Annotated in this window: 23 protein-coding genes and 5 tRNA genes; 6 read left to right on the plus strand and 22 right to left on the minus strand. The window is 38.8% G+C overall.

Annotation, left to right across the window (positions count from 1 at the left end):
- Positions 1-68: 68 nt before the first annotated feature.
- The 15 genes from rplL to rpsU all read right to left on the minus strand — a co-directional run bounded on the left by rplL (position 69) and on the right by rpsU (position 7,382).
- Positions 69-476, minus strand: coding sequence for a 50S ribosomal protein L7/L12 (gene rplL, locus QWZ08_RS04980; protein WP_435387583.1), 408 nt, complete (start codon positions 474-476; stop codon positions 69-71).
- 95 nt (positions 477-571) lie between these two features.
- Positions 572-1,159 carry a 50S ribosomal protein L10 gene (gene rplJ, locus QWZ08_RS04985; protein ID WP_290336139.1) on the minus strand — a complete coding sequence of 196 codons (588 nt, stop codon included), beginning with the start codon at positions 1,157-1,159 and terminating at the stop codon, positions 572-574.
- A gap of 47 nt (positions 1,160-1,206) precedes the next feature.
- Positions 1,207-1,896 (minus strand): 50S ribosomal protein L1, encoded by a 690-nt coding sequence (gene rplA / locus QWZ08_RS04990; RefSeq protein ID WP_290336140.1) that lies wholly within the window; start codon positions 1,894-1,896, stop codon positions 1,207-1,209.
- A gap of 25 nt (positions 1,897-1,921) precedes the next feature.
- Positions 1,922-2,365, minus strand: coding sequence for a 50S ribosomal protein L11 (gene rplK / locus QWZ08_RS04995; RefSeq protein WP_290336141.1), 444 nt, complete (start codon positions 2,363-2,365; stop codon positions 1,922-1,924).
- Between the two features lie 198 nt (positions 2,366-2,563).
- A complete protein-coding gene (nusG, locus tag QWZ08_RS05000; RefSeq protein WP_290336142.1) occupies positions 2,564-3,148 on the minus strand; it encodes a transcription termination/antitermination protein NusG in 585 nt (194 codons plus the stop codon).
- Between the two features lie 2 nt (positions 3,149-3,150).
- Positions 3,151-3,351 carry a preprotein translocase subunit SecE gene (secE, locus tag QWZ08_RS05005; RefSeq protein WP_290336143.1) on the minus strand — a complete coding sequence of 67 codons (201 nt, stop codon included), beginning with the start codon at positions 3,349-3,351 and terminating at the stop codon, positions 3,151-3,153.
- A 100-nt stretch (positions 3,352-3,451) separates the two neighbouring features.
- Positions 3,452-3,523, minus strand: a tRNA-Trp gene (locus QWZ08_RS05010).
- A 70-nt stretch (positions 3,524-3,593) separates the two neighbouring features.
- Complete coding sequence (gene tuf / locus QWZ08_RS05015) at positions 3,594-4,781, minus strand: elongation factor Tu (RefSeq protein WP_290336144.1); 1,188 nt, start codon at positions 4,779-4,781, stop codon at positions 3,594-3,596.
- A 171-nt stretch (positions 4,782-4,952) separates the two neighbouring features.
- A tRNA-Thr gene (locus tag QWZ08_RS05020) sits at positions 4,953-5,024 on the minus strand.
- Positions 5,025-5,051: 27 nt separating this feature from the next.
- Positions 5,052-5,124, minus strand: a tRNA-Gly gene (locus tag QWZ08_RS05025).
- A gap of 112 nt (positions 5,125-5,236) precedes the next feature.
- Positions 5,237-5,319, minus strand: a tRNA-Tyr gene (locus tag QWZ08_RS05030).
- Positions 5,320-5,363: 44 nt separating this feature from the next.
- A tRNA-Thr gene (locus QWZ08_RS05035) sits at positions 5,364-5,436 on the minus strand.
- A 283-nt stretch (positions 5,437-5,719) separates the two neighbouring features.
- The gene (locus tag QWZ08_RS05040) at positions 5,720-6,019 is read right to left on the minus strand and encodes an HPF/RaiA family ribosome-associated protein (protein WP_290336145.1); all 300 of its coding nucleotides are present in this window, start codon (positions 6,017-6,019) and stop codon (positions 5,720-5,722) included.
- A gap of 197 nt (positions 6,020-6,216) precedes the next feature.
- Positions 6,217-7,119 (minus strand): tyrosine-type recombinase/integrase, encoded by a 903-nt coding sequence (locus QWZ08_RS05045; protein ID WP_290336146.1) that lies wholly within the window; start codon positions 7,117-7,119, stop codon positions 6,217-6,219.
- A 65-nt stretch (positions 7,120-7,184) separates the two neighbouring features.
- Complete coding sequence (gene rpsU, locus QWZ08_RS05050; RefSeq protein WP_290336147.1) at positions 7,185-7,382, minus strand: 30S ribosomal protein S21; 198 nt, start codon at positions 7,380-7,382, stop codon at positions 7,185-7,187.
- A 91-nt stretch (positions 7,383-7,473) separates the two neighbouring features.
- Between rpsU and QWZ08_RS05055 the strand changes: the two genes are divergently transcribed.
- Entirely contained in the window at positions 7,474-8,061 is a 588-nt protein-coding gene (locus QWZ08_RS05055; protein WP_290336148.1) for a riboflavin synthase, read from the plus strand.
- 87 nt (positions 8,062-8,148) lie between these two features.
- Positions 8,149-9,066 carry a glycosyltransferase family 2 protein gene (locus tag QWZ08_RS05060; protein WP_290336149.1) on the plus strand — a complete coding sequence of 306 codons (918 nt, stop codon included), beginning with the start codon at positions 8,149-8,151 and terminating at the stop codon, positions 9,064-9,066.
- Here QWZ08_RS05060 and QWZ08_RS05065 read toward each other — a convergent pair whose 3' ends face one another.
- Positions 9,067-9,765 (minus strand): class I SAM-dependent methyltransferase, encoded by a 699-nt coding sequence (locus tag QWZ08_RS05065; RefSeq protein WP_290336150.1) that lies wholly within the window; start codon positions 9,763-9,765, stop codon positions 9,067-9,069.
- A 28-nt stretch (positions 9,766-9,793) separates the two neighbouring features.
- Between QWZ08_RS05065 and QWZ08_RS05070 the strand changes: the two genes are divergently transcribed.
- The 3 genes from QWZ08_RS05070 to QWZ08_RS05080 all read left to right on the plus strand — a co-directional run bounded on the left by QWZ08_RS05070 (position 9,794) and on the right by QWZ08_RS05080 (position 14,438).
- A complete protein-coding gene (locus QWZ08_RS05070; RefSeq protein ID WP_290336151.1) occupies positions 9,794-11,911 on the plus strand; it encodes a hypothetical protein in 2,118 nt (705 codons plus the stop codon).
- Positions 11,912-12,251: 340 nt separating this feature from the next.
- Positions 12,252-13,475 (plus strand): MBOAT family O-acyltransferase, encoded by a 1,224-nt coding sequence (locus QWZ08_RS05075; RefSeq protein WP_290336152.1) that lies wholly within the window; start codon positions 12,252-12,254, stop codon positions 13,473-13,475.
- 3 nt (positions 13,476-13,478) lie between these two features.
- Positions 13,479-14,438, plus strand: a complete 960-nt coding sequence (locus QWZ08_RS05080; RefSeq protein ID WP_290336153.1) for an SGNH/GDSL hydrolase family protein — start codon at positions 13,479-13,481, stop codon at positions 14,436-14,438.
- A 4-nt stretch (positions 14,439-14,442) separates the two neighbouring features.
- On the opposite strand, the gene dnaK is transcribed toward QWZ08_RS05080, so the two are convergent.
- The 4 genes from dnaK to QWZ08_RS05100 form a co-directional block, all read right to left on the minus strand.
- Complete coding sequence (dnaK, locus tag QWZ08_RS05085) at positions 14,443-16,302, minus strand: molecular chaperone DnaK (protein WP_290336154.1); 1,860 nt, start codon at positions 16,300-16,302, stop codon at positions 14,443-14,445.
- A gap of 217 nt (positions 16,303-16,519) precedes the next feature.
- A complete protein-coding gene (locus QWZ08_RS05090) occupies positions 16,520-17,848 on the minus strand; it encodes an OmpA family protein (protein ID WP_290336155.1) in 1,329 nt (442 codons plus the stop codon).
- Positions 17,849-17,931: 83 nt separating this feature from the next.
- Positions 17,932-18,360, minus strand: coding sequence for a septal ring lytic transglycosylase RlpA family protein (locus QWZ08_RS05095; protein ID WP_290336156.1), 429 nt, complete (start codon positions 18,358-18,360; stop codon positions 17,932-17,934).
- 42 nt (positions 18,361-18,402) lie between these two features.
- A complete protein-coding gene (locus tag QWZ08_RS05100) occupies positions 18,403-19,986 on the minus strand; it encodes a L,D-transpeptidase family protein (RefSeq protein ID WP_290336157.1) in 1,584 nt (527 codons plus the stop codon).
- A gap of 635 nt (positions 19,987-20,621) precedes the next feature.
- On the opposite strand from QWZ08_RS05100, the gene QWZ08_RS05105 reads away from it, so the two are divergent.
- On the plus strand, positions 20,622-21,695 hold the full coding sequence (locus QWZ08_RS05105) for a class I SAM-dependent methyltransferase (protein WP_290336158.1): 1,074 nt from the start codon (positions 20,622-20,624) through the stop codon (positions 21,693-21,695).
- Between the two features lie 42 nt (positions 21,696-21,737).
- Here the strand turns inward: QWZ08_RS05105 and QWZ08_RS05110 are convergent, their stop codons facing one another.
- Both QWZ08_RS05110 and aroA read right to left on the minus strand, forming a co-directional pair.
- Entirely contained in the window at positions 21,738-22,727 is a 990-nt protein-coding gene (locus QWZ08_RS05110) for a chorismate synthase (RefSeq protein WP_290336159.1), read from the minus strand.
- Between the two features lie 74 nt (positions 22,728-22,801).
- Positions 22,802-24,082 (minus strand): 3-phosphoshikimate 1-carboxyvinyltransferase, encoded by a 1,281-nt coding sequence (gene aroA, locus QWZ08_RS05115; protein ID WP_290336160.1) that lies wholly within the window; start codon positions 24,080-24,082, stop codon positions 22,802-22,804.
- Positions 24,083-24,140 lie beyond the last annotated feature (58 nt).

A 24,140-nucleotide genomic window follows, 5' to 3' on the forward strand; every position in this document is an offset into this window, starting at 1 on the left:
ATTTTTGGTCACTTTAAAAGAAAAAGCCGAAGATTTCTCTCCGGCCTTTAAGCTATTTGTACATAAAATTAAGCTACCTCAACTTCAGCACCTGCTTCAGTTAATTTATTTTTTAATTCTTCTGCTGTTGCTTTATCAACACCTTCTTTAACTGGTTTTGGAGCTCCGTCTACTAAATCCTTAGCTTCTTTCAATCCCAATCCTGTTAATTCTTTAACAATCTTAACGATTGCTAATTTGTTAGGGCCAGCTGCTTTAAGAATAACATTAAATGATGTTTTCTCTTCAACAACAGCAGCTTCGCCACCGCCTGCACTTACCACAACTGCAGCTGCAGCTGGTTCAATACCGTACTCTGATTTTAAAAATTCAGCTAATTCCTGAACTTCCTTTACTGTTAAACCTACAAGGTTTTCAGCTAGTGCTTTTACGTCTGCCATAATAGTTACTTTTTTCCCGCCTTCATTGTGTTTCACTCCGGCGGAGTTTAAAAAAAATTGTTTGTGCCTTTATCTAAATATACCGTCCGGCCAGGTAAATTATTAAAATCCATAAAAGGATAACTAACTAGTTAAGCTGTTGGCGCTTCTGGTGCTGTACTATCAGCTTCCGGAGTTGCCGCTTCAGCAACAGGAGCTGTTTCAACAGCAGCCTCTGCTTCTGCCGCTTTTGCGGCATCTTTATTTTGCAAAGCACCCAACACACGCTGAATAGGAGATTGTAATAATCCAATTACTTCGCCTATCAGTTCGTTCTTAGTTTTAATCTGGGTTAAAGCTTTTAGTTGGTTGTCGCCAACAAATACATCACCATTGATGAATGCAGCTTTCAGTTCAGGTTTTTCTCCTTTACTTTCTTTTCTAAACCCTGTTAAAATCAACGCTGGTTCTTTTGGATTTTCGCTGAAAAGTAATGCAGTTACGTTGTTTAAAGAATCGAATACACCCGCATATTTTTCTGTTCCTAAACTTTCAAGCGCTTTTTTAATAAGCGTATTTTTTGCAACACGCATTTCAACCTGCTTATCAAAGCAATGGCTGCGCAACTTGCTTATCTGTGCTACCGTTAAGCTTTCTGTATTGGTAACGTAAAAATTATTGTACTGGCTAAACTTGCCTTTCAGTACTTCTATTACGTCGTTTTTTTCCTGTTTTGTCATAACAAATATTTTAAGTAAAACCGCAGTGACCTGCCCTTTTACATTGATTAATTTTGAACAGATTTGGTATCAACAATAATACCGGGGCTCATCGTGCTGGCCATGCTAACTCCTTTGAGATAAGTTCCTTTAGAAGTTGGTGGCTTCAGTCTTATAATTGCATTGATCAATTCCTGGCTGTTTTCAGCAATTTTTTCAACACTAAAACTTACACGACCGATAGAAGCATGAATAATTCCTACCTTATCAACTTTAAAAGCAATTTTACCGCCTTTTACTTCATTTACTGCACCTGCAACGTCATTGGTAACGGTACCAGTTTTAGGATTTGGCATTAAGTTACGGGGTCCTAACACTTTACCTAAACGACCTATCTTAGGCATTACTGCCGGAGTTGCGATAATTACATCAATATCTGTCCACCCACCTTCAATTTTTGCAATGAATTCATCCAAACCTACATAATCAGCGCCAGCGCCTTTTGCAGCTTCTTCTTTATCAGGTGTACAAAGCACCAATACTTTTTTGGTTTTACCTGTACCGTGAGGCAAAGAAACTGTACCACGGATAGCCTGGTCAGCTTTTTTTGGATCTACGCCCAATTTGATATGCAAATCAACAGAACTGTCGAATTTGGTTGTATTTATTTCTTTAACTAAACTTGAAGCTTCTTTTAAGGAGTATGTTTTATTAACATCAACCTTAGCGTTCGCTAATTTTCTTTTTTTAGTAATCATTTTCTAAAATTTTTGTGGTTGATAATTAATTTTCCCATGGGGCTTTTCCGTCAACAGTTAAACCCATGCTGCGTGCTGTACCCGCAACCATGCTCATTGCACTGTTTAGTGTGAAAGCGTTCAGATCTGCCATTTTATCTTTGGCTATATCTTCTACCTGTGCCCAGGTTACTTTACCCACTTTTACCCGGTTAGGTTCTTTACTACCACTGGTAATTTTCGCAGCTTCCATTAACTGAACTGCGGCCGGAGGAGTTTTAATAATAAATTCGAAAGACTTATCAGCGTATACAGTGATAAGAACGGGAAGTATTTTCCCTGGTTTATCCTGGGTTCTTGCGTTGAACTGCTTGCAGAACTCCATGATGTTTACACCTTTGGAACCTAATGCAGGTCCGATTGGCGGTGCCGGATTTGCCTGTCCTCCTTTACACTGGAGTTTGACGTAGGCGGTAATTTCTTTTGCCATGTTTAATTTTTTTTGGTGATAACGTTGGGCCAATGAGCACAACTCCCAATTCAATAAATTCTGTAAAGAACTATTTGGGGCGGCGAAGGTAAATAATAATTTTCAATTATTGGCTGTCAAAAGCAAAATTATTGTCCATTTAAATAAAAAAAGCTACCTTATATGGTAGCTTTTAAATATTGTTACGTCACCTTATAACTAAACTATTTTTTCAACCTGCATGTAATTTAATTCTACCGGTGTTGCCCGTCCAAATATCTTCACCTGTACCTTTAATTTCTTCTTCTCATCATTTACTTCTTCTACCATTCCATTGAAATCATTAAATGGTCCATCGATAATTTTAATTGTTTCACCAATAATGAAAGGCTCGCTCATTGTCATTCCTCCACCTTCGCCTAATTCATCTACTTTACCCAGCATCTTATTAACTTCCGCTTTACGCAAGGAAATAATATTTCCCTTACTGCCTTTACCATCGGTTAAAAAATGCATTACGTTACTAATATTGCTGATGTGCTGAACCATATCATCGTTCAGCTTATTATCAGCCACCTCTATCATTACATAACCAGGATAAAAGTTTCTTTCCCTCATTACCTTTTTACCTGCCTGAACCTTATACACTTTTTCAACGGGTAAAAAAACCTGCTTAATAATATCAACCCATCCATTGCGTACGATATCCTTATCAAGGTATTCTTTAATTTTACGCTCCTTGCCACTTACAACACGAAGTACATACCACTTACTTTCCTTGTCCTGTACGATAGTTTCTTCCATTGTTAGTTTGACTTAAATAAAGAGTAAATAAATTTTAAACTTCCATTGGCAACAAAATCCATTAAAGCCACTACAGCAGTAATTAATAAGGTAGCTCCAAGCACAACCATTGTGGATTGCTGTAACTGTTCCCAGTTAGGCCAGGTTACTTTTTCAACCAATTCCTTGTAAGAGTCTCTTAAATATGCTGTCAGCTTGTTCATAATTCCAATTTGAAAATTTGAAAATTACTCAATGTAAAATTAATTGCCCCTCAAACTGAGCCCTTCTTACATTGAGCAATTTTCGCATTAAATTAATTAGCACGGGCACTAGGATTCGAACCCAGATCAAGGGTGTTGGAGACCCGTATGCTAGCCGTTGCACCATGCCCGTATAAAGGAATTAGCTAATCAGCAAATTTGGCCGATTAGCTAATTCTATCTCAAAGATACTAATGATTATCTTATTTTACAATTTCAGTAACCTGACCGGCACCTACGGTACGGCCACCTTCACGAATCGCAAATTTTAAACCTTTTTCCATCGCGATTGGCTGAATCAACACAACATTCAATGAAGTGTTATCGCCAGGCATAACCATTTCAGTACCGGCATTCAAAGTAACTTCACCAGTTACATCCGTAGTACGGAAATAGAACTGAGGACGATATTTGTTGAAGAATGGAGTATGACGTCCACCTTCTTCTTTGCTCAATACATAAACTTCGCCTTTGAATTCAGTGTGCGGAGTAATAGAACCTGGTTTGCAAAGCACCATACCACGACGGATTTGAGTTTTTTCAATACCACGTAATAGAAGACCTGCATTGTCCCCGGCCTCACCTTCGTCCAGTAATTTCTTAAACATTTCAACACCAGTACAGGTAGAAGTCAGTGCTTTTTCCATTAAACCAACAATTTCAACTGGTTCACCAACCTTGATACGACCTCTTTCGATACGACCAGTAGCAACTGTACCACGACCAGTGATAGAGAATACGTCCTCAACACTCATCAGGAATGGCAAGTCAACTAATCTTGGAGGTAAAGGAATATAGCTGTCAACTGCATCCATCAACTCATTAATTTTTGCAACCCATTTTTCATCACCGGCCAAAGCACCAGTTGCAGAACCCTGGATAATTGGTGTGTTATCGCCATCAAAACCGTAAGAAGTTAACAACTCACGGATCTCCATTTCAACCAGTTCCAATAATTCAGGATCATCTACCAGATCAACCTTATTCATAAAAACAACAATTTGAGGTACACCTACCTGGCGGGCCAACAAGATATGTTCTTTAGTTTGAGGCATTGGTCCGTCAGTAGCAGCAACTACCAGGATAGCACCGTCCATTTGCGCAGCACCAGTGATCATGTTCTTTACATAATCAGCGTGACCCGGACAGTCAACGTGTGCATAGTGACGTGTATTGGTAGCATACTCAACGTGTGCTGTATTAATTGTAATACCCCTTTCTTTTTCTTCAGGAGCACCATCAATATCATCATAATTTTTTTTCTCCGCTAAACCTCTTTTTGACAAAACATCGGTTATAGCGGCTGTTAGTGTTGTTTTACCATGATCCACGTGACCGATAGTACCAACGTTTAAGTGGGGTTTATCCCTCTTGAAAGATTCTTTTGCCATTGTTTAATTTTTAATAATTGTTTTGAAAATTGGTTTTCATTTATTGTCTGTAACCATCGACCTTATTAATTTACTTCTATCGTCCCTGTACCATTCAATATTTTTAGCGCCTTCAGCAATCATCTCATTATTGAGCTACTTGTTGCTAACTTTCCAAATATCTTCTTTTAGAGCCGTTGGTGAGAATCGAACTCACGACCTCTTCCCTACCAAGGAAGTGCTCTACCCCTGAGCTACAAAGGCTTAAACCATTGCCCCAAGGCAACAAAGAGCGGAAGACGAGGCTCGAACTCGCCACCTATAGCTTGGAAGGCTATCGCTCTACCAAATGAGCTACTTCCGCTTAAAATGTGTCCATACAATTCATTAAATGAAGAAATAAAGAACACTCCAAAAATTAAAAGAACTTAAAATTAGCTGATTAGCCCATTGGCTAACCAGCTAATTTTTAAAAGTGGGCAGAGTAGGGTTCGAACCTACGTACACTTACGTGAACAGATTTACAGTCTGTCGCCTTTAACCACTCGGCCATCTACCCAAAAAAACAAGAAATATAATTTTCAATATATTTCAACGGTTCAGAGCCGAAAACTGGAGTCGAACCAGCGACCTACTGATTACAAATCAGTTGCTCTACCAACTGAGCTATTTCGGCGTTTTTCACCATTTACAACCATTGATAGAATGTGGGGCATTCGACCTTTCCGATTGGTACCGGCGATGCTCTATCAACGGAGTTGTTTTGGTTTATTTATTTAAAGAACTTTTTCAAAAATATCACTGCTGTGTTGCATTACTATTTTTGGGATGGCAAAGGTAAGTATATTTGATTAATACAAAAACTTTGTAAAAGATTTTTTTACACTTTAAAAATAAAAATGTGCATAAGCGCAAAAGACAATAAAAAAACCCCCGTTTTTCGGGGGTTTTATATCTGTTTAAGCTGCGAGCTTTTCTTTTTTTCGTTTTATCTGTAATATCACAGAATCCAACGCTTCATCAAAACTTTCTTCGAACGATTTAGAGGAATGCTTAACAAAAAAATCATACTTTGGAACATGCACTTTTATTTCAGCTACTTTATCCTTAATCGTGTGTACAACATTGTCTAGTTTTAAATACACATCAACTTTTGTAATCCTGTCATGAACTTGTAAAAGCTTGGAAAGCTTTTTTTCAATATAGGATTTCAATTTTACATCTGCGTCAAAATGCACAGTCTGAATGTTTACGTTCATAGCAATCTAATTTTTAATCAGTGAACAAATATGTGAAAAAATTCGGGTAAACAATTAACTCATAGGCGAAAGTTACAGGGGTTTAAGTGAGGTTATTTTTCAAATTCAAGTTAGTTCTTGCGGGTGTAAATTCCAAAATAAATCTCTATTGTTTTGTAAAACTTATAACCTGCTGTTTTATTGTTCAATATCCCAATTTAAGCCTTCGGATGCGCTTTTTTGTATACCTCTTTTAATTTTTCAATCGTGTTATGTGTATAAACCTGGGTTGCGGCCAGGCTGCTATGTCCCAGCAATTCCTTAACCGCATTTATATCAGCACCATTATTCATTAAATGGGTGGCAAAAGTATGGCGCATCACGTGCGGACTTTTCTTATCTATTGTTGTAACGCCGGACAGGTATTTTTTTACCACATTGTATACATATTTGGGATACAATTTTTTCCCTTTCTCATTTACCAGCAATACATCCGTATCAGTCCCCTGTAAATTTGCTTTTTTGTCGGTGATGTAGCTTTTGATTATTTGCGAGAGCTGACTGCTTACCGGCAATATCCTTTCTTTGTTGCCTTTCCCCAATACTTTAATGGTATTATTTCCTGCATCAATATGGGCCGTCCTGAGACTGATAAGTTCCGCTTGCCTGATACCTGTATTGTACAATAAGTGAAATATCAGGCGATCAGTTTTCCCATTCCAGTCATCGGGAAATTCCAGATAATTAAACAAAGTTCCCGTATCTGCTTCTGCGACAAACTGGGGCAATCTCTTCTTGACTTTGGCGGAAACAATGATAGCCATTGGACTTTTCTGCAGGATGCCTTCTTTTAGCTGGTATTTAAAAAAAGATTTCAGGGATGATATCTTACGGTTGATAGTTTTTGACTCTACTCCTTTTTCTTTCAATGATGCCAGCCAGCTGCGTACAAAAGATGCTGTGATGTCGCCAATAGATTCAGCTGCGAATTGTAGCTGGATAAAATCAAAAAAACCGGTAAGATCATTCTCGTAAGAAATAATGGTATGTTGTGAATACCGTTTTTGAAACTTAAGGTAATCTAAGAAACCCTGTATATAAAATTGTTGATGGATGGGCATAAAAAAACTGATAACCAAAGTTACATGGTTATCAGTTTTAAAAATATCAATTATTGGTTAAATGACTAAACGTCTATTTTACCACTTGCTATGTTCTGTTTGTACACCGCTTTTAACACTTGTGTGCGGCGCCTGATGGATGGCTTGATAAAAGCCTGCCTTTCCCTTAACTGCAGCAACACGCGGCTTTTTTCGAATTTCTTTTTATACTTCTTTAACGCCTTGTCGATGTTTTCGCAATCTTTTGAATCTATTATTAACATTTGATATACCTCCTTTGGTAGTTTTTTTTAGAAGTGCAAAGATAACAGAATTATTTAAAATTCAAAATGATAAAAAAAGTATTTTTGATCCATGTTTACAGGAATAATAGAAACTACAGGCACGATAAGACAAATAATTTCTTCAGGAACCAATAAAACATTCTGGGTAGAGTCGCCGGTGTCGAACCAGTTCTCAATTGATCAGAGTGTTGCGCATAACGGAGTCTGCCTTACGGTAGAAGAGATTCAAAATAACACACATCGTGTGACAGCCATTGACGAAACATTGCAGAAAACCAATCTATCATCCTGGGAATTAAACACCACTGTAAATATCGAAAGATGTATGCAAATGAATGGAAGAATTGATGGGCACATAGTACAGGGCCACGTTGATACCATCGCCACCTGCATCAATACAATTGCTAAAGATGGAAGCTGGGAATACGAATTTGAGTTTGACCCGCAGTTTGGCCCGCTGATAATAGAAAAAGGATCCATTGCTTTAAATGGAACAAGCCTTACCATTTTTAACGTAACAAAAAATGGATTTACAGTAGCTATTATTCCCTACACTTATCACCATACCAGTATGCAGTACCTCAAAAAAGGAGACGCCGTAAATATTGAATTTGATATGATAGGTAAGTATGTTAATCGCTTTTTACAATTGAAGTAATGTACTGAGCAATACTGAGATCTCCACACTTCTTTTAAAAATTAAATTCTACTTTTAAACTTCACCAAAAGTTTCTACACCAATAAAGTGACACTACTAAGCATCATCATTCCCGTTTATAATGAAGAAGAGAACATACATCTTTTGTGTAATGAACTGGTGCTTCATTGCGGACGCGATTATGAGGTAATTTTTGTAAATGATGGCAGTACAGATAATACGCTGGCTGAAATTGAAAAAATAATCAATAACAATAAATGTTTTAAATGCCTTTCATTGAGCAGAAACTTCGGGCACCAAAATGCGCTGATGGCAGGTATGGCACACGCAGCAGGACAAAAAATCATAATCATGGACGGCGATCTTCAGCACCCTCCTTTGTTGATCCCGTTAATGGCGCGACAGTTGGATAATGGATTTGATTTAGTAGTAACGAAACGAAATAAAACAGAGAATATAGGCCCTGTAAAAAAAATAATGGCCTCCCTGTTTTATTCATTTATCAACATTATTTCCGACACAAAAATAGAGGCCAATGTCGCCGATTTTAAAGCTTTTAATAGCAAAGTATTGGCGAGTATTTTACAATTTAAAGAGAGAGATCTTTTTCTTCGCGGCATTTTTAGCTGGATTGGTTATAAAACTACCACCATCAATTTTGATGCACCAGCACGAAAGTTTGGAGAGACGAAATATTCTTTTGGAAAAATGCTTAAGCTGGCATTAAAAGGCACTACCTCTTTCAGTTTTAAGCCACTTCGGGTGGCGTTGCTTGTGGGCAGTTTTATTTCGTTGTTTGCTTTTGCCTTTGGGGTTTTTGCCCTAATCTCCTACTTTAAGGGAAACACTGTACCGGGGTGGGCATCCATTATTATTGCAATCATGTTCCTGGGTGGTACCCAATTATTGGCGATCGGTCTGTTGGGAGAATACATTGCCAGTCTGTTTACAGAAGCCAAACACAGACCCCTTTACCTGGTTGAAAAAAAATTAAATATTGCCTGATTACTTCAGCGCCTTTATAAAATATTGTCCACCTAAGGGAAGCCATTCTAAATACTTCTCCAAGAAAATCATACCCGAAAATATTTTTTTCCTTGGAAAAAAAATGATGAATTTTTTACTTTGAATTTTGAATTTATTTTGACGAAGCAATCGCATGGCATAGCTACTTCGAAGCAATTTTGCATTTGAATCAAACATACAGGTATTAACTAAATGCCTTGTCAAAGGGTTTAATGGATTGTGTTCAAAAACATACAGCCTCCCTCCTTTCTTTAAAACTCTTGCAATTTCTTTTATAAGGGCATAGTGCAAACTAAATGCAACGTGATGCAACACACCGGCGATAAAAACTACATCTACACTTTCATCGATCAACGGAATTGCTGAGCCATTGTACAATGAGAAATTAACACCCGACAGATTCTTCTCTTTTGCTGCAACAATACTTTTTTCAGAAACATCAATACCTGCCAGCTGCCAGGCTGAAAAATATCGCTGCATAAATACTTCCGTTGTGCCATCACCACATCCAATATCCAGCACTTGCAGGTTTTCATTCTTTTCAAAAGGCCGAAGCATCCTTACTTTCATTTCCGCAAAATAAAAACTATCGGCACCTGCCAATTTCAAATTTTGGTTATGAATGTCACGGTAGTTATTTGCAAACTCATCGAAGTCATCAAAAGTTCTTTGGCTCATTTTTTAGGGAATTGTGTATTTTTAATCCATGCAAGTTTACGCAAATTCAAACTGGGCATCTTTAAAAAAGATTCTCTTTTTTTTTATTATTCTTTTGATTGCATTTTTACCCATCTCTTCGTTTTTATTTTTCTTAAAGAATGATGCTTTTGCAGGTTATTTTCCTCCCAAGTTTTTTATGAGCGAAAGTATTCATGCTGGCCATCTCCCACTCTGGAATCCATACATCAATTTCGGATTTCCCCAATACGGAGATATGAGCGGCGGATTTTGGAGCCCCATAACCTGGATAATCGCATCAACTGCCGGTTACAACGCATACACTCTAACGTTGGAAGTATTGTTCTATATATTGTTGGGTGGCATCGGCATGTATAAGCTAACTGGCTTTTGGAACATGGATAAAAGAGTACGTGAGATTGCGGGTGTAGCATTTATGTGCAGTGGTTATATCATTGGCCACCTGCAACATTTTAATTGGATCAGTGGCGCTGCTTTTTTACCCTGGTGTTTATGGAGCTACCTTTCATTGCTTAAACAATTTTCAAAAAATAACTTTGTACTGACTGTCCTTCTTTTTTATTTTTTGGTTTCATCTGCCCACCCGGGAATTATTATAAGTGCCATTTATTTCTTTTCGGCTGTGCTTGTTTTTTATATTATAAATAAAAAAGAAAATATAAATCGTACCCAACAAATTAAACAACTGTTCCTGATGCATGCTGGATTGTTGTTATTGTTTGTATTACTCTGTGCAGGGATGATAGCAGGGTACCTGGATATACTACCTTTTTTTGTAAGAGGAGAAAAGATTAGCGTGACGGCTTCTCTTGGTAATCCAACCAGTTTTCCAAGTTGGATCAGTGCCCTGCTGCCCCTGGCTACGGTAAAGAATGACAACCTTTACCAAACTGATATTTCAATGCGCAATAATTATTTTAGTTTGGTACTTTTGTTATTTTTTCTGCAGGCCTGTTTCAGCAAAAAAAACAGTTGGCAAAAATTTTTGTTGATTGCCGGCTTTTTATTTGCCGCTTTATCCGCTGGAGGTATTTTTAAAACCTTTGCGTACAAATTCATTCCCTTAATTGGTTACGTAAGATTGAATGGCGAATTTGGCATTTTTACGCTTTTATGTTTTATTATAGTTGCTGCCATTCAGCTAAATAAATTCATTCAATACAAAGAGAGTTTCTCCGTCTTAATTCAATCGATTTATTACACCATATTATTTATACTAATCGTCTGTATTTTTTATGGAGTATACTTCGCGGTAAATGGTAAAGATTCCTTTGTTTTTATTCTAAACAGTATAGCGCTGCAGCATACCCTTCCTGACAAATTAAAAACATTATTAGACGCCGTTAGTTTTAATGATACGCTTTGGATACAAGGCAGTATTCAGTTAATAATCTGGTTGGGTATAAAGCATTCATTAAAAATCCACAATTTTAATTTGTTGAGATCATTGGTGGTGGCGGATTTGATAATTGCAAGTTTGCTAAACATTCCGTTTACAGGAGTTGGTAAAACTTCAGTCGCTTCCATACAAAATTTATTAAGTCAATCACCTAAAGGAATTCCGGTTCCAATCCTGCAACCAATCAATAAAATTGATACGTTACAGGTAAATGTAAAAGAAATCATCGGCGACTGGAGTATGTACAACAAGCAAATCGGTGTGAAGGAAGAAGTTGCCTATCCCATAATTTTAAAAAACATGCATGCGTATTTTGAAACGAATGAAAGCAATCCCAGGCGTAATTTTTTAAACTATCCATTCATATTTGTGGAAGGAAGTCAAAATAGTGACCAGGTAGTAATTCAATCTTTTTCCCCTGACAAAATTGCGCTACGGGTTTTGGCAAGCAACGCTTCCAATCTTATTTTACAACAAAATTACTACCCGCATTGGTACTTTAAAAATGGTGAGCATACAGGTCTGGTTGATAGTGCCGGCATCAATTTTATGAAAGCGCCTCTAAATCAAGGTGAAAATAATATTGAATTTAATTTTGAACCAACATTGGTAAAACGGGCCATGCTGTTAAGTGCTATATTATTTATTACATTGTGTTTGCTATTAGTTTTACCGCTGCCATTCAATCAAATAAAAATAATACCTGATCACACTGGTACGTGCTAAATGAGCGGTTTGATACGCAGCTTAACCCTGATAGCTGGAAGCAGCTTTGTATTCATAATAAATTTAGCTTTACACAATTGGATGTTGACGCGGTTAAATTATTTCTATCCCTTTTTCTGTAAAACTTCTTTATGTTTACCAAATCTAACGTGTTTTAACAGCTATGCTTTTTAATTCGCTTGAATTTCTTATATTTTTTCCGCTCTGCACCCTTCTGTATTTTTTTTTACCGCACAAGTTACGGTGGGCGCATCTCCTGTTGGCGAGTTGCATTTTTTACGCTGCCTTTATACCATCCTATTTACTGATTCTTTTTTTCCTGATTGCTATAGATTATACAATGGGTATCCTGTTAGAAAAAGGAAAGAATAAAAAATTCTGGCTTACACTGAGCATACTTTCAAATATAACATTGCTGGGATTATTTAAGTACTATAATTTTTTTATATCCAACATCAACGGACTTACGGGCAGTCATTTTATTCTACTGAACCTTGTGCTGCCCATAGGGCTCTCCTTTCACACTTTCCAGTCACTCAGTTATACAATCGAAGTTTATTACGGCAGGCAAAAGGCTGTGCGGCACGCGGGATATTTTGCTTTGTATGTTATGTTTTATCCGCAATTAGTAGCAGGTCCGATAGAACGTCCTCAGCACCTGCTTCCACAATTTTTTATTCACCAGAAATTTTCTTCGCAAAAATTATATGAAGGCTTGCGGTTAATGGCCTGGGGATTTTTTAAAAAGGTTGTCATCGCTGACAGAATCGGGTTATATGCTGATGCCGTATTTAAACACCCTGCACATCTGCAACCAATGCAAATATGGCTGGCAGTATTCTTTTTTAGCACACAGATTTATGCCGATTTCTCCGGCTACTCAGACATTGCTATTGGGGCAGCCAGGTGCATGGGCATTGATCTCTGCATCAACTTCAACAGGCCCTACCAGTCCACCAATATAAGAGCATTCTGGAAGCGCTGGCATATCTCACTTTCAAGCTGGTTCCGGGACTATGTTTATATCCCGCTTGGTGGCAGCCGAAAAGGAAAGCGCAGAAAAAATTTGAATTTATTAATAACATTTATCCTTAGTGCATTGTGGCACGGGGCAGGTTGGACGTTTATTGTATGGGGCTTTTTACATGGCACCTACATGTTGATATATGACTTTTTTAATGCCCGGTTTTCAACAATTAAAATACCCGGCCGAATCGCATGGTTTATTACCTGCTGCTGCGTTGGCTTTGCATGGATATTTTTCAGGGCTTCGTCAGTAGCGAATGCATTAACGATTATATCCCGCGGCAGTAAAGTCGCTGACATTTCCTTTGGTAACATCCTTTCTGTTCCCGGATCCGGTTTAGAGTTCGGTAATTTTACGATGGCATTTTCCATGTGCGTCATTACTTATATGTTTATAATTGAAAAATTTACACCGCCTAAACTACTGAACCCATATTCAAAAACAATAGTGGAGACGGGGGTATTTGCAGGCACCATTTTATTGATCATTTTTTTTGGGATATTTCAAAAATCAAGTTTTATCTACTTTCAATTTTAATTAATGTACTTAAAAAAAATATTGATTGTGTGTTGCATCACCTGGCTCGCAGCCAGCCTTACAGGAATGCTCCTTGATAATATGTATAAAAAAAGATGGTTACAATTGTACTTTGCCAAAACCGATGAACTGATAAAAGGAAACACTAATTATGATATTATATTCCTTGGGAATTCGAGGGTTCACTTTGGTATAAACCCTTATTATATTGATTCGGTAACAAAGCTAAACAGTTATAATTTTGGAACCGGAGGTGCAGATGCGGAAGATATTATGGTAACTTCAGATGTTTATTTGCAAAAACACGCAGCTCCTAAACTGGCGGTTATATCTTTAGATGCGGGCATGCTATTTGAAAACACTATTTTAAAGACAAGGTTTCACTATCTCTTTTACCTGCAGAATGATACCGTCAATAAACACATGCAAAGGGCAGGCTTTCCGACAGATATGATAAAAATATTCCCGTTTACTAAATACAGCTTCTTTGACGAATACAACCGCACATCCTTATTTGTACGGGGAAAGCCGTATCCCGTCTTCGACCATAATATTTACCGGGGGTTTTTAAATATTCACCAGTTTACAAAAACAACTGTAGATGGGTTGTATAATACCGAAAAGAAAGCAATGAAGGTTTGGGATCCTGCTTTAATTTATCTGCAGCAAACCGTAATGGAACTCCAAAAAAAGGGATGTGACATACTGTTTGTTTATCCGCCGGAAAGAATACCTTCTCCAAACAGGAAAGAGCCCATTACTGCAAAAGCAGCGTCAATTTTCAGCAATATTGCTATAAAGAATCATTTGCAAATAATACACTTTGAAAGCGATCTCAATTTTACGGATGATTATTTTGTGGATGATATCCATCTGAATGAACCAGGCACAAGAATTTATTCAAGGCAACTTGCTGACTCTATCGCAAGACTTTATCCGAATCTCAGACAATCTCCACTTTAATATTTTATACTGTTTTTCCTCTCATTGCTGTCGAAATAGCCTGATCCATAATGCGCTCAGCATAAGGCCTCGAAATCTCATTCAGTTCTTCTACTTTTGAATGAATCAAATCTTTATCCGTCATAGTAAGCGCTAACTGTAGTGCCTGCATTGCGGTAGCCGTTTGAGCCATTTCTTCATTGCTAAGATGAGTAATATTTTTTTGGATAAATTTTTCTGTCGTTGTCAATAGCTGCTCTCCTTCTGTTCTTGCTTCAACCAATGCTCTTGTAGCAATATCTTCACTGGCATGGGTAATTGAATCAAGCAACATTTTTTCCAGTTCTGCATCTGTTAAATCCTGCTGCGCTTTTACCTCAATGCTTTGCTCAACGCCGCTTCTTAATTCTTTTGCCTTTACTACCAAAATACCATCTGCATTTATCAAAAAGCTTACTTCTACTTTAGCAAGGCCAGCGGGCATAGCGGGTATACCGGTTAAATTAAATTCTGATAATTTACGATTATCTTTTACCATATCTCTTTCACCCTGGTAAACTGAAATTTTCATTCCGCTTTGTCCGTCTTTATGCGTGGTATACTGCCTGGAAGCTTTATTGGGTATTTTTGAATTTCGGGGTATTAATACATCCATCAATCCGCCCATTGTCTCTATCCCTAATGATAATGGTGTGATATCTAGCAGCAACACATCTTTATTATTACCCGCCAAAATATCGGCCTGTATTGCGGCTCCCAGTGCCACCACTTCATCCGGATTAACAGTGTCGTTTACAGGTTTGCCAAAAAACCGGCTAACGCTTTCCTTTACCAGCGGAACCCTGGTAGAGCCTCCTACCATCACAACGACATCTATTGCTTCTTTTTTTAATCCAGCATCTTTTAAAGCATTTGTACAACATACAATTGTTTTGTCAACCAATGGCTGTACAAGTGTTTCGAGTATCTGCTTTGTAATGGTTAGCGAATCACCATTAAAAGTTGTGTCAAAAACATCATTGGCCGAAAGAAATATTTTTGCCGCCTCGGCTTGCAAACGAATGCCCTGGGCAAACTCCCTGTTGGTTCTTAATTCATCTTCACTTACACCTGCCTGTTGCAACCAGTATTGCACAATGCTGTTGTCAATATCATCGCCCCCAAGATAAGTGTCACCGTTGGTAGATAATACTTCAAAAATTCCATTGCTTATTTTTAAAATCGAGATATCGAAAGTTCCGCCGCCTAAATCATACACTGCGATTGTTTTATCTCCACTGTCTTTATGTAAACCAAGTCCATAAGCCAGGCTGGCGGCCGTGGGTTCATTTACAATTCTTAAAACATCCAGGCCCGCCAATTTTCCCGCGTCTCTTGTGGCTTGCCTTTGTGCATCGTTAAAATAAGCCGGCACAGTTATTACGGCCTTATTAACAGGTGTTTTTAAAATGTGCTCTGCCCGCTTTTTTAATTCTTTTAAAATAAAAGAAGACAGCTCTGCCGGGGTATAAAACTTGCTGCCAGCCTGCACTTTTATCATCGCCTGGCTGGCATCATCAATTACTTTATAAGAAAAAAAAGAGGCGTTATCTTTTATATCGTTATATGATTTACCCATTAACCGCTTGGCAGAAAAAATGGTATTTTGAGGTTCGGTAATTAAATATTTTTTTGCTTCTTCTCCAACAGTAACATTGCCAAATTCATCAAAATGTATTACAGACGGAACCAGTGAACTACTGTTGTGCTCCTTCAACGCAACCGGCTGTTTAGTTTCAGGATGTATGATTGCCACCAAACTATTGGTAGTGCCGAGATCTATCCCCACTATTATTTCTTCCTGCTGCAAACTACCCGTTGCTATATTGATACCAATTTTTGCCATAATATTTTTCTGCCTGGTTGAATAAATGTATTTGCTGCAAAAGTAACAAATAATGAAGGGCTCATTTCATCAGGAACTGTTGTTCATTTGCGAGATCGGTAATTTAAAATGACATCCTAACACATCTCCTTGCAGAGTGACGGATTAACTATTTACCGTACAAAAAAATCCCCCCGCAAATGCGAGGGGATCCAATCTATTTTAATACGTTGATTGATTAATAATTTTTGACACTGAGCTCTACCCGGCGATTTTTAGCTCGTCCGGCAGCTGTTTTATTATCCGCAACCGGTTTATCCTGGCCGTAACCATTGGCTGTTAGCCTGGCTGCATCAATCTTTTTACTTTCTATATACGCAGCCACTGCTTTAGCCCGGCTTTCGCTTAAAAGTTGGTTCTTATCTGCCTTACCTGTATTATCTGTATGCCCATCAATAGCTAATTTATAAGATGGATTATCAGCTAAAATTTTTGCCACCTCATTCAATGATTTGAATGACTTTGGTAACAGTTTGGAACTGCCGGTAGAAAAGAAAATATTTTTCGCTGCCACGTTGATTTTTTCAATCACCTTTTTATCAATTACAGGGCAACCAAAATTATCTGCCGTACCCACTTCATTGGGACATTTGTCATCTTCATCATTTACTCCATCCCCGTCTGTATCCGGTACAGGACAACCCTGGTAGCGGGCTACACCGGCAACGGCAGGGCATTTATCGTTTTCGTCATTGATGCCATCATGGTCAGTATCGGGTACAGGGCAACCATTATAACGTGCAAGACCGGCTACGTCCGGACATTTATCATCTGCATCAGTAATACCATCACCGTCTTTATCAGGGCATCCCTGCAAAGAAACAACGCCCGCTACATCAGGACATCTATCCAGGGAATCAACAATACCATCGCCATCCCTGTCTTTTACGGGCGCAGCTACCGGAACAGGCAATTGTTTTGGGGCAACTTCTTTTTTCGGAAAAAGATTACCTCCAATTCCAATACTATGGTAGAAATGATAGTTAACTGTTTCAGTCACCCGCATCCGGTATTGCGAGTTTACAATAACAAAAGCATCCTTGGCAATATTGAACTGCAAACCTACTCCCAGGGGGATAAAAGCACCGTAATAACCTCTATATTTAGATGCACCCACACCACTGGTAAGAAAAGGAGAAACAAAATATTTATCAGTCAGCAGTTTTACATTTACGGTAGCAGCTACTTCCATTAAAAAACTTTCATTGATCGAAACGGGCGCTCCGGGAACTGGATAGTTGAGAAAGGATCCGGCAGCCGTTGCAACAAAATCTGCGTGTTCACTTAAGCCCTGTATGTAGCTAAGCCCAACACCTCCTTTTAACCTGCCACTGGCAGAATAATTCTTTAATGCCGTAGCCAATCCTGAAGACCTGATTTCTGAAGCTGTTTGAAAATCGTTTTTCAACAAATGAATTGCAAATGAAGGTTGCCTCGTGTAATCCGTTTGGCCGTATGTAGTAGCAGTCAAAATAACGGCTGACAAGTATACAATAAATCTTTTCATATGAAGTGCAGTTTTGCTGAAGACAAAAGTAACTGCTTAGGATTAAATCATAAAATTAATTACCGACACCTGTTTCTGTGCTATTACAGCTGTGGCCTTGTCTTTCCAAGCACTTCTACTTTTACTTTTACAATACCCTGTGATTTGTAACCAAGTGAAATGGCTGTTGCCCTTGTAAGGTCAACAATACGTTTCATTTTCGGATGCATCCTGTCATTGACTTTTACAATGGCGGAGTTGCCATTTTTTATATTGGTTACTTTTATCCACGTACCGAAAGGTAATACGTTACAAGCGCATGTTAATTTGTCCTGGCTAAAAATTTCGCCACTTGCTGTTTGTCGGCCATTAAACTTGTTGGCATAAAAACTTGCAGTACCATATAAAATCCGCCTGGAGGCATGAACGGGATTGCTTTCTTTTGCAGTTGACTGGGCACTGGTGCCAGTGTATTGATGCAGACAAAAGAACATAATAATAACAGACCTTACTGTAGGGTAAAAGTTTTTCATGCAAGGAAATTGAATCGTTGGTTAAAGGATTGGAGTTATCGGTTATTTATCAGTAAAATATTTTTCTCTGATTATTTTGTCTTCACCATAAATATCGTCATAAAATTTTATTTTACCATTCCTTGCCTCGCAGGTAAAATACCGGATGAATAATGATATCTTATTCTTCACCCCGATTCTTCTATTCTCTTTTCTGTCAAGCCAGCTCATAATCGAATCGGTAGTGTAACGTAAAGTTTCGCCTGGCTTTACATTCATGCTATCATTTCTTGCAATATAAAAAGCCAGTTTCTGCCATTCCTGTACTCTCACACAACCGTGACTCAACGCCCTGGTAGCATTCTTAAATAAGTAACGCTGATTGGTGTCATGTAAGTATACGGCATAGGCATTACTAAAATTAAATTTCATAATACCCAGTGCATTGTCATCCCCGCTTCCCTGCATAATTTTATATGGAATGCCTTTGGTGTATTTGCTCCATTTTACATCGCTGCCGTTTACAGTTTCACCTTTATCGTTTACCAGGTGAAGCCCAATTCCATCTAAGTAGTTGGGATTAGTTTTGAGTTTGGGTAAATACTGCTTTACAATAATACTATTGGGTACCGTCCATGTTGGGTACGTAACCATATCTGTGATGTAGCTATTGAGCAAGGGTGTACGGGTAGCAGGCTTGCCACAAATAATTTTAGATTGTATCACAATTGTATCATGATCTATTAACTGCATGTAGTAGGCAGGTAGGTTTACCCAGATATATTTTTCAGGCATTGAGTCAGGTAACTGCCTGTACCTGTCCAATGTAATTGCGATTCTTTTAAAGCGTTCCGCATCGTTGTTGTTCAACGTTTTGATCAGGCCGGCAGAAATCATTCCATCCTGTTTGATTCCTTTAAGATGCTGAAATTTTTTAATAGCAGCCTTTAATTGCACAGTGTCCGGTAGGGAAGTTCCAGGTTCAATACACTTGCTTTCGCTAAGCCGTTTCTGCAATTTTTTTATAAAAGATAAAGAATCTTTTTCGTCGTTGGTTTTAAAAGGATAGGTAACGTAGGTATAGGTGCGCTTGTCCATACTGTCCAAAAACAGAGGTATACAGTCCTTTAATGCCCGGTAGCCCTCATTGGCAGGTTGCAATGCATTCAGTGCATTTGTAAGTTGCCCGGCAGATAATAAATTTGCAAGCTTGGCTGAATAAAATGTGTCTGTCAATTCTTTCTTATTAAACGAAATACTGTCCTTGCTTAAATGCCCCTGCTTTAAATCCTTCACAAGATGTATAAAGCCATCGGTCAGCATCAGGTCGGCCTTTGTCCAAAGATTGGCATCCATTCGCTTCATGGAATCATTATCCAGTGAAGCTTTGATTTTTTGGAGTTTTTTAAAATGATAGTCATTAGGAAACAAGCCCTGCCACGCAGCATGTTCAATAAAATAATACAATGAATCTGCCAGCGGCTCCCACTTTTCTTTGTGGCTCCATATATTATTAAAATCATTCCCGGCATAAAAACTATTTACGGGTCCGGTAAACTGCAAATGAATAGTGTCGCCGATATCGCCATTGTGCTGCAATGCATACTCCAGCACATCTTGAATAGTCTGGCTGGTTTGCTTATCCATTTTTTCCGGCGTACTAACTATAATCGGCTCATTGTGAGCTTTCCTATTGTGACAACCGCTTACGAAAAAAAACACGAAGACACAAAGAAGTGATAAAAGGTTATTCTTGAGATGGTTCATATATAAGGTAAATATTGCTAATTTTTGGAAACGGATATTCTCAGGAAAAACTAAAGTCATATAATTGCGATACAAGATAACAAATAGCATTAATATAGCGGTAGTTTACTGCATCCTTTTTATGTGTCCCACCAGATTCAGTAGTATAAAATGCGCCTGCAGCTTATTATTGTAACTGTGATAAAGGAGTGATATTACAACGTAACACATCCTTGCTTTAAAAATAAAAAGTATAAAAAAAATTGATAGAACCTTACAGCCTAAACTGCAATTCGCTACAATTGATGATTTTGCACACCCGTAATTTTACCAGTACCTGCAAGCGTTTATACTAGCACAGCATCACCTCTGTACACCATTCTTTAAAATACATTTGTACCCGGGCCAAAAATATTCATGGGTTATTGTATTCAGGCCGAAGTTTTTTTAGTACTATAAAAAATGCAAAAGCCTGTTACCATTGAAATGATCGCCACGGCATATTTGTTTATATTGTGATCTAATCCCCGCTTTTAATGAAGGAGTCCGATAATTTTAAAGAATACATTACCGCTTTTGAAGCCAGGCTTGATCATGTTATAATTAATGATATTTCCCCCGAATTGTACTGCAGAAAATATTTGGCGCATCTTTTAAAACATAAAAAATATTACCTGTCCATTTATGCGGATGTGTTGCAAAAAGTGATCCGGCATGGTGTACAAGACAAGGCAAATATTGTATTGGTAGATTTTGGAGCGGGTAATGGGCTGTTGGGCCTATTTGGAAAATTCTGTGGATTTAAAAAAGTTTTTGTCAACGACATTGATGAGAAGTTTGTACATGCTGCCAGACGTCTTGCTGAGCAACTGGAAATAAAAATGGATGGGTATATACCTGGCGATATCAACGCTGTAAAAGCCCATTTTAAAAATGAAGCGCCGGATGCGGTTGCAGGAACAGATGTAATTGAACATATCTATAGCCTGGAAGAATTCTTCGCCTGTATTCAGCAAATGAACCAATTGATGATCACAGTTTTTACAACTGCATCCAACCCTGCTAATTTTTTAAAAGTTAATAGTTTAAAAAAGCTGCAGCTAAAAGACGAACTGGAAGGAGGAACGCCCGATGACGATGTTTTATTTGGGGAAACTGCCTTGCAACCTTTTATAAAAATACGGGAAGCAATTATCAGGAAATATAGCAGTGGCTTAAACGATGTTATTGTTAAGGAGCTGGCGAAAGCTACAAGGGGTAAAAACGAACTTGATATTGCAGGGGCAGTTAAAGAATTCAGCGTATCTGGAAAGATGCCTTTACCACCCACAGATACAAATACCTGTAACCCCATCAGCGGCAGCTGGACTGAAAGAATATTGTCCCTGGAGGAGTATGCCCGCATTTATAACGCCTTCGGCTTTAGCATTCAATTCTACAATGGCTTTTACAATGTATATGACGGAGGTATCAAAAAATATTTAAAAAAAATGCTGAATACGGCTATCGCTATTGCAGGCAATACAATTGCTCCATATATCGTGATTGTAGGTTGCCCGATAAACAGGCAAATTAAATTACGCAATGATTCAATACCTGCCCTTAAATAATGGGGGGAAGAAACAATTGCGCCAGCAAGGTGGGTAAGTTTTTTAAACTATGCGGCGGATATTCTGTTCCAGCATCATCAAATCAGCTAAAACAAAGGCTGTTACTGCTTCCAGCACAACTGGCACCCTTAACGCGATGCAAAGATCATGTCTGCCTTTTACTGAAAAATCTTCAGTTTCGCCAGTTTCTATATTGAGCGTGTGTTGAATTTTTGGAGTGGAAGATGTGGGTTTGATAGCTATCCGGAATACCAGTTCGTTGCTATTGGTAATACCACCAACAATGCCACCTGCATGATTGGTAACAGTTTTTCCGCTACTGTCAGCAATGGCATCATTGTGCTCACTGCCGTACATGCGGGCGGCCGCAAACCCGGTTCCAAATTCAATCCCTCTTACTGCTGGTATTGCAAAAACAGCATGGCCAATCATCGATTCTGCTGAATCAAAAAATGGTTCACCCAAACCAACGGGTAAGCCATTTACTTTACATTCCACAATGCCTCCAATAGTATCTTTCGCATCAATGGCTTTTTGCAGACCAGCTTCCATATCTGTTTCGCCACCTATTTCAAGTATGGTGGATACGATGCTGATGTTAGATAATAATTTCTTCGCCACCACGCCCGCAGCAACCAGGCAAACGGTAAGCCTTCCGCTGAAATGGCCTCCGCCCCTGTAATCTTCAAAGCCGCCAAACTTTTTTGTAGCAACAAAATCTGCATGTCCGGGTCTTGGCACCGCCCGTTGCTTTTCATAATCGCCGCTGCGGGTATTGGTATTGTCGAACAGGATGGTGATGGGAGCGCCGGTCGTCTTACCGTTATACACGCCATTCATAATCCTCGGCAGGTCGGCTTCCTTACGGGGTGTGGTTCCTTTAGCTCCTGCTTTTCTTCTTTCAATATCAGGGGTAAAATCATCCACAGCCAATGGCATACCTGCAGGGCACCCATCAATATTAATACCCACACATTCGCCGTGCGATTCTCCAAAAATGCTTACCCTGAATATTCTTCCGAAACTGTTCATAAATGTTATCTGGTTACCCTGTCACTTCATTTCAACAGGCTTTATTGTTTATACTAAACTTAATTGAACTGCTGCTAATTAACCGCTGCACCTAATTGCATTAAGTGTTGATAAAAGTCGGGATAGGATTTATCAATTGCCTCCGCATCCTTGATGGTGGTTACTCCCCTTGCTTTTAAACCCGCAACTGCGCAGGCCATCGCAATCCTGTGATCATGATGAGAATGAACGGAAGCGCCATGAACACCATGACCACCCTCTACTAACATCAAATCATCCTGCAATGTTATTTTAATCCCCATTTTACCAAACTCTTCCTGTAAGGTTAACCCCCGGTTACTTTCTTTATGTGCTAAACGGCTAACGCCTTCAATTGCAGTAGTACCGTTACAATACGCGGCTAATGCAACAAGCGGCGGAAATAAATCGGGACAATCGCTAGCATCAAAGTGAAAAGCTTTTAAGCCGCTGCTGCCGGTTGCCGGCAAACCAATTTCTATCTGCTTTTCTTGTATGGAAATGCTGCTACCGCAATCAATTAACGCCTTCAAAATTGCTTTATCTGCCTGCGTAGAATGAGTATCTAATCCTTCTACGGTTATCTTACCTGCAACTGCGCCTGCCACCAGTAAAAATGCTCCGCCGCTCCAATCCCCTTCAACCGTATATTTAATTAGTTTACCGGTTTCATTTCTTACGGGGTTCACCACAAACGATTCATAATTGTTGTTAACAACATCATACCCGAAATGATGCATCACCTGCAAGGTAAGATCGATGTATGGTTTGCTTTTTAACCCGGTTACTTTGATGGTTACCGACTCGCTGGCAGCATTTCCATACGCCATCAACAAGCCCGTTAAAAATTGAGAACTCAGCGATCCATCAATGGTAATGTCTTTGGGCTGCAACGGGCCGGTTATTTCAATGGGCAGTTTGCCGTTGTTTGATTGAATGGCAATATCCAGTTGCGGAAAGATGTCATCAAAAAAATTCATGGGCCTCGTCAACAGGCTCCCAGTGCCATTGATACGAATTGGGTTTTGGCTTAACGCGGCAATAGGTGCAAACATACGGATACCTAAACCACTTTCGCCGCAGTTTATTTCACTGCCTGCTGGCTGAACTCCATTACTGTCAACAGTTATATAATTATCAGCAGCAGGTGCGATAGTGGCCCCAAGTAGTTGAATTACTTCCAACGCCGCAAGGTCGTCATTGCTTTTACCCGGATTTTCAATAATTGTTTTACCCTTATTTAACAGGGCGGCGGCACAAGCACGCTGCATAGAACTCTTGGATGTGGGCGCACTAATAATTCCTGAAACAGCAGAAGGTTGAATGGTTACAGTCATGATTATACTTAAGTCTTTGCAAAAGTTAGGGAACGTATGTGTGTAATTAGTTCCATAA

The sequence above is a fragment of the Ferruginibacter paludis genome, from assembly GCF_030409685.1.
GTDB classification, from domain to species: Bacteria; Bacteroidota; Bacteroidia; order Chitinophagales; family Chitinophagaceae; genus Ferruginibacter; species Ferruginibacter paludis.

Coding starts and splice junctions, on each gene's coding strand:
- rplJ (WP_290336139.1), bottom strand. CDS start 1,159: ATGACAAAACAGGAAAAAAACGACGTAATAGAAGTACTGAAAGGCAAG.
- rplA (WP_290336140.1), bottom strand. CDS start 1,896: ATGATTACTAAAAAAAGAAAATTAGCGAACGCTAAGGTTGATGTTAAT.
- rplK (WP_290336141.1), bottom strand. CDS start 2,365: ATGGCAAAAGAAATTACCGCCTACGTCAAACTCCAGTGTAAAGGAGGA.
- nusG (WP_290336142.1), bottom strand. CDS start 3,148: ATGGAAGAAACTATCGTACAGGACAAGGAAAGTAAGTGGTATGTACTT.
- secE (WP_290336143.1), bottom strand. CDS start 3,351: ATGAACAAGCTGACAGCATATTTAAGAGACTCTTACAAGGAATTGGTT.
- tuf (WP_290336144.1), bottom strand. CDS start 4,781: ATGGCAAAAGAATCTTTCAAGAGGGATAAACCCCACTTAAACGTTGGT.
- QWZ08_RS05040 (WP_290336145.1), bottom strand. CDS start 6,019: ATGAACGTAAACATTCAGACTGTGCATTTTGACGCAGATGTAAAATTG.
- QWZ08_RS05045 (WP_290336146.1), bottom strand. CDS start 7,119: ATGCCCATCCATCAACAATTTTATATACAGGGTTTCTTAGATTACCTT.
- rpsU (WP_290336147.1), bottom strand. CDS start 7,382: ATGTTAATAATAGATTCAAAAGATTGCGAAAACATCGACAAGGCGTTA.
- QWZ08_RS05055 (WP_290336148.1), top strand. CDS start 7,474: ATGTTTACAGGAATAATAGAAACTACAGGCACGATAAGACAAATAATT.
- QWZ08_RS05065 (WP_290336150.1), bottom strand. CDS start 9,765: ATGAGCCAAAGAACTTTTGATGACTTCGATGAGTTTGCAAATAACTAC.
- QWZ08_RS05070 (WP_290336151.1), top strand. CDS start 9,794: ATGCAAGTTTACGCAAATTCAAACTGGGCATCTTTAAAAAAGATTCTC.
- QWZ08_RS05075 (WP_290336152.1), top strand. CDS start 12,252: ATGGGTATCCTGTTAGAAAAAGGAAAGAATAAAAAATTCTGGCTTACA.
- QWZ08_RS05080 (WP_290336153.1), top strand. CDS start 13,479: ATGTACTTAAAAAAAATATTGATTGTGTGTTGCATCACCTGGCTCGCA.
- dnaK (WP_290336154.1), bottom strand. CDS start 16,302: ATGGCAAAAATTGGTATCAATATAGCAACGGGTAGTTTGCAGCAGGAA.
- QWZ08_RS05090 (WP_290336155.1), bottom strand. CDS start 17,848: ATGAAAAGATTTATTGTATACTTGTCAGCCGTTATTTTGACTGCTACT.
- QWZ08_RS05095 (WP_290336156.1), bottom strand. CDS start 18,360: ATGAAAAACTTTTACCCTACAGTAAGGTCTGTTATTATTATGTTCTTT.
- QWZ08_RS05100 (WP_290336157.1), bottom strand. CDS start 19,986: ATGGATAAGCAAACCAGCCAGACTATTCAAGATGTGCTGGAGTATGCA.
- QWZ08_RS05105 (WP_290336158.1), top strand. CDS start 20,622: ATGAAGGAGTCCGATAATTTTAAAGAATACATTACCGCTTTTGAAGCC.
- QWZ08_RS05110 (WP_290336159.1), bottom strand. CDS start 22,727: ATGAACAGTTTCGGAAGAATATTCAGGGTAAGCATTTTTGGAGAATCG.
- aroA (WP_290336160.1), bottom strand. CDS start 24,082: ATGACTGTAACCATTCAACCTTCTGCTGTTTCAGGAATTATTAGTGCG.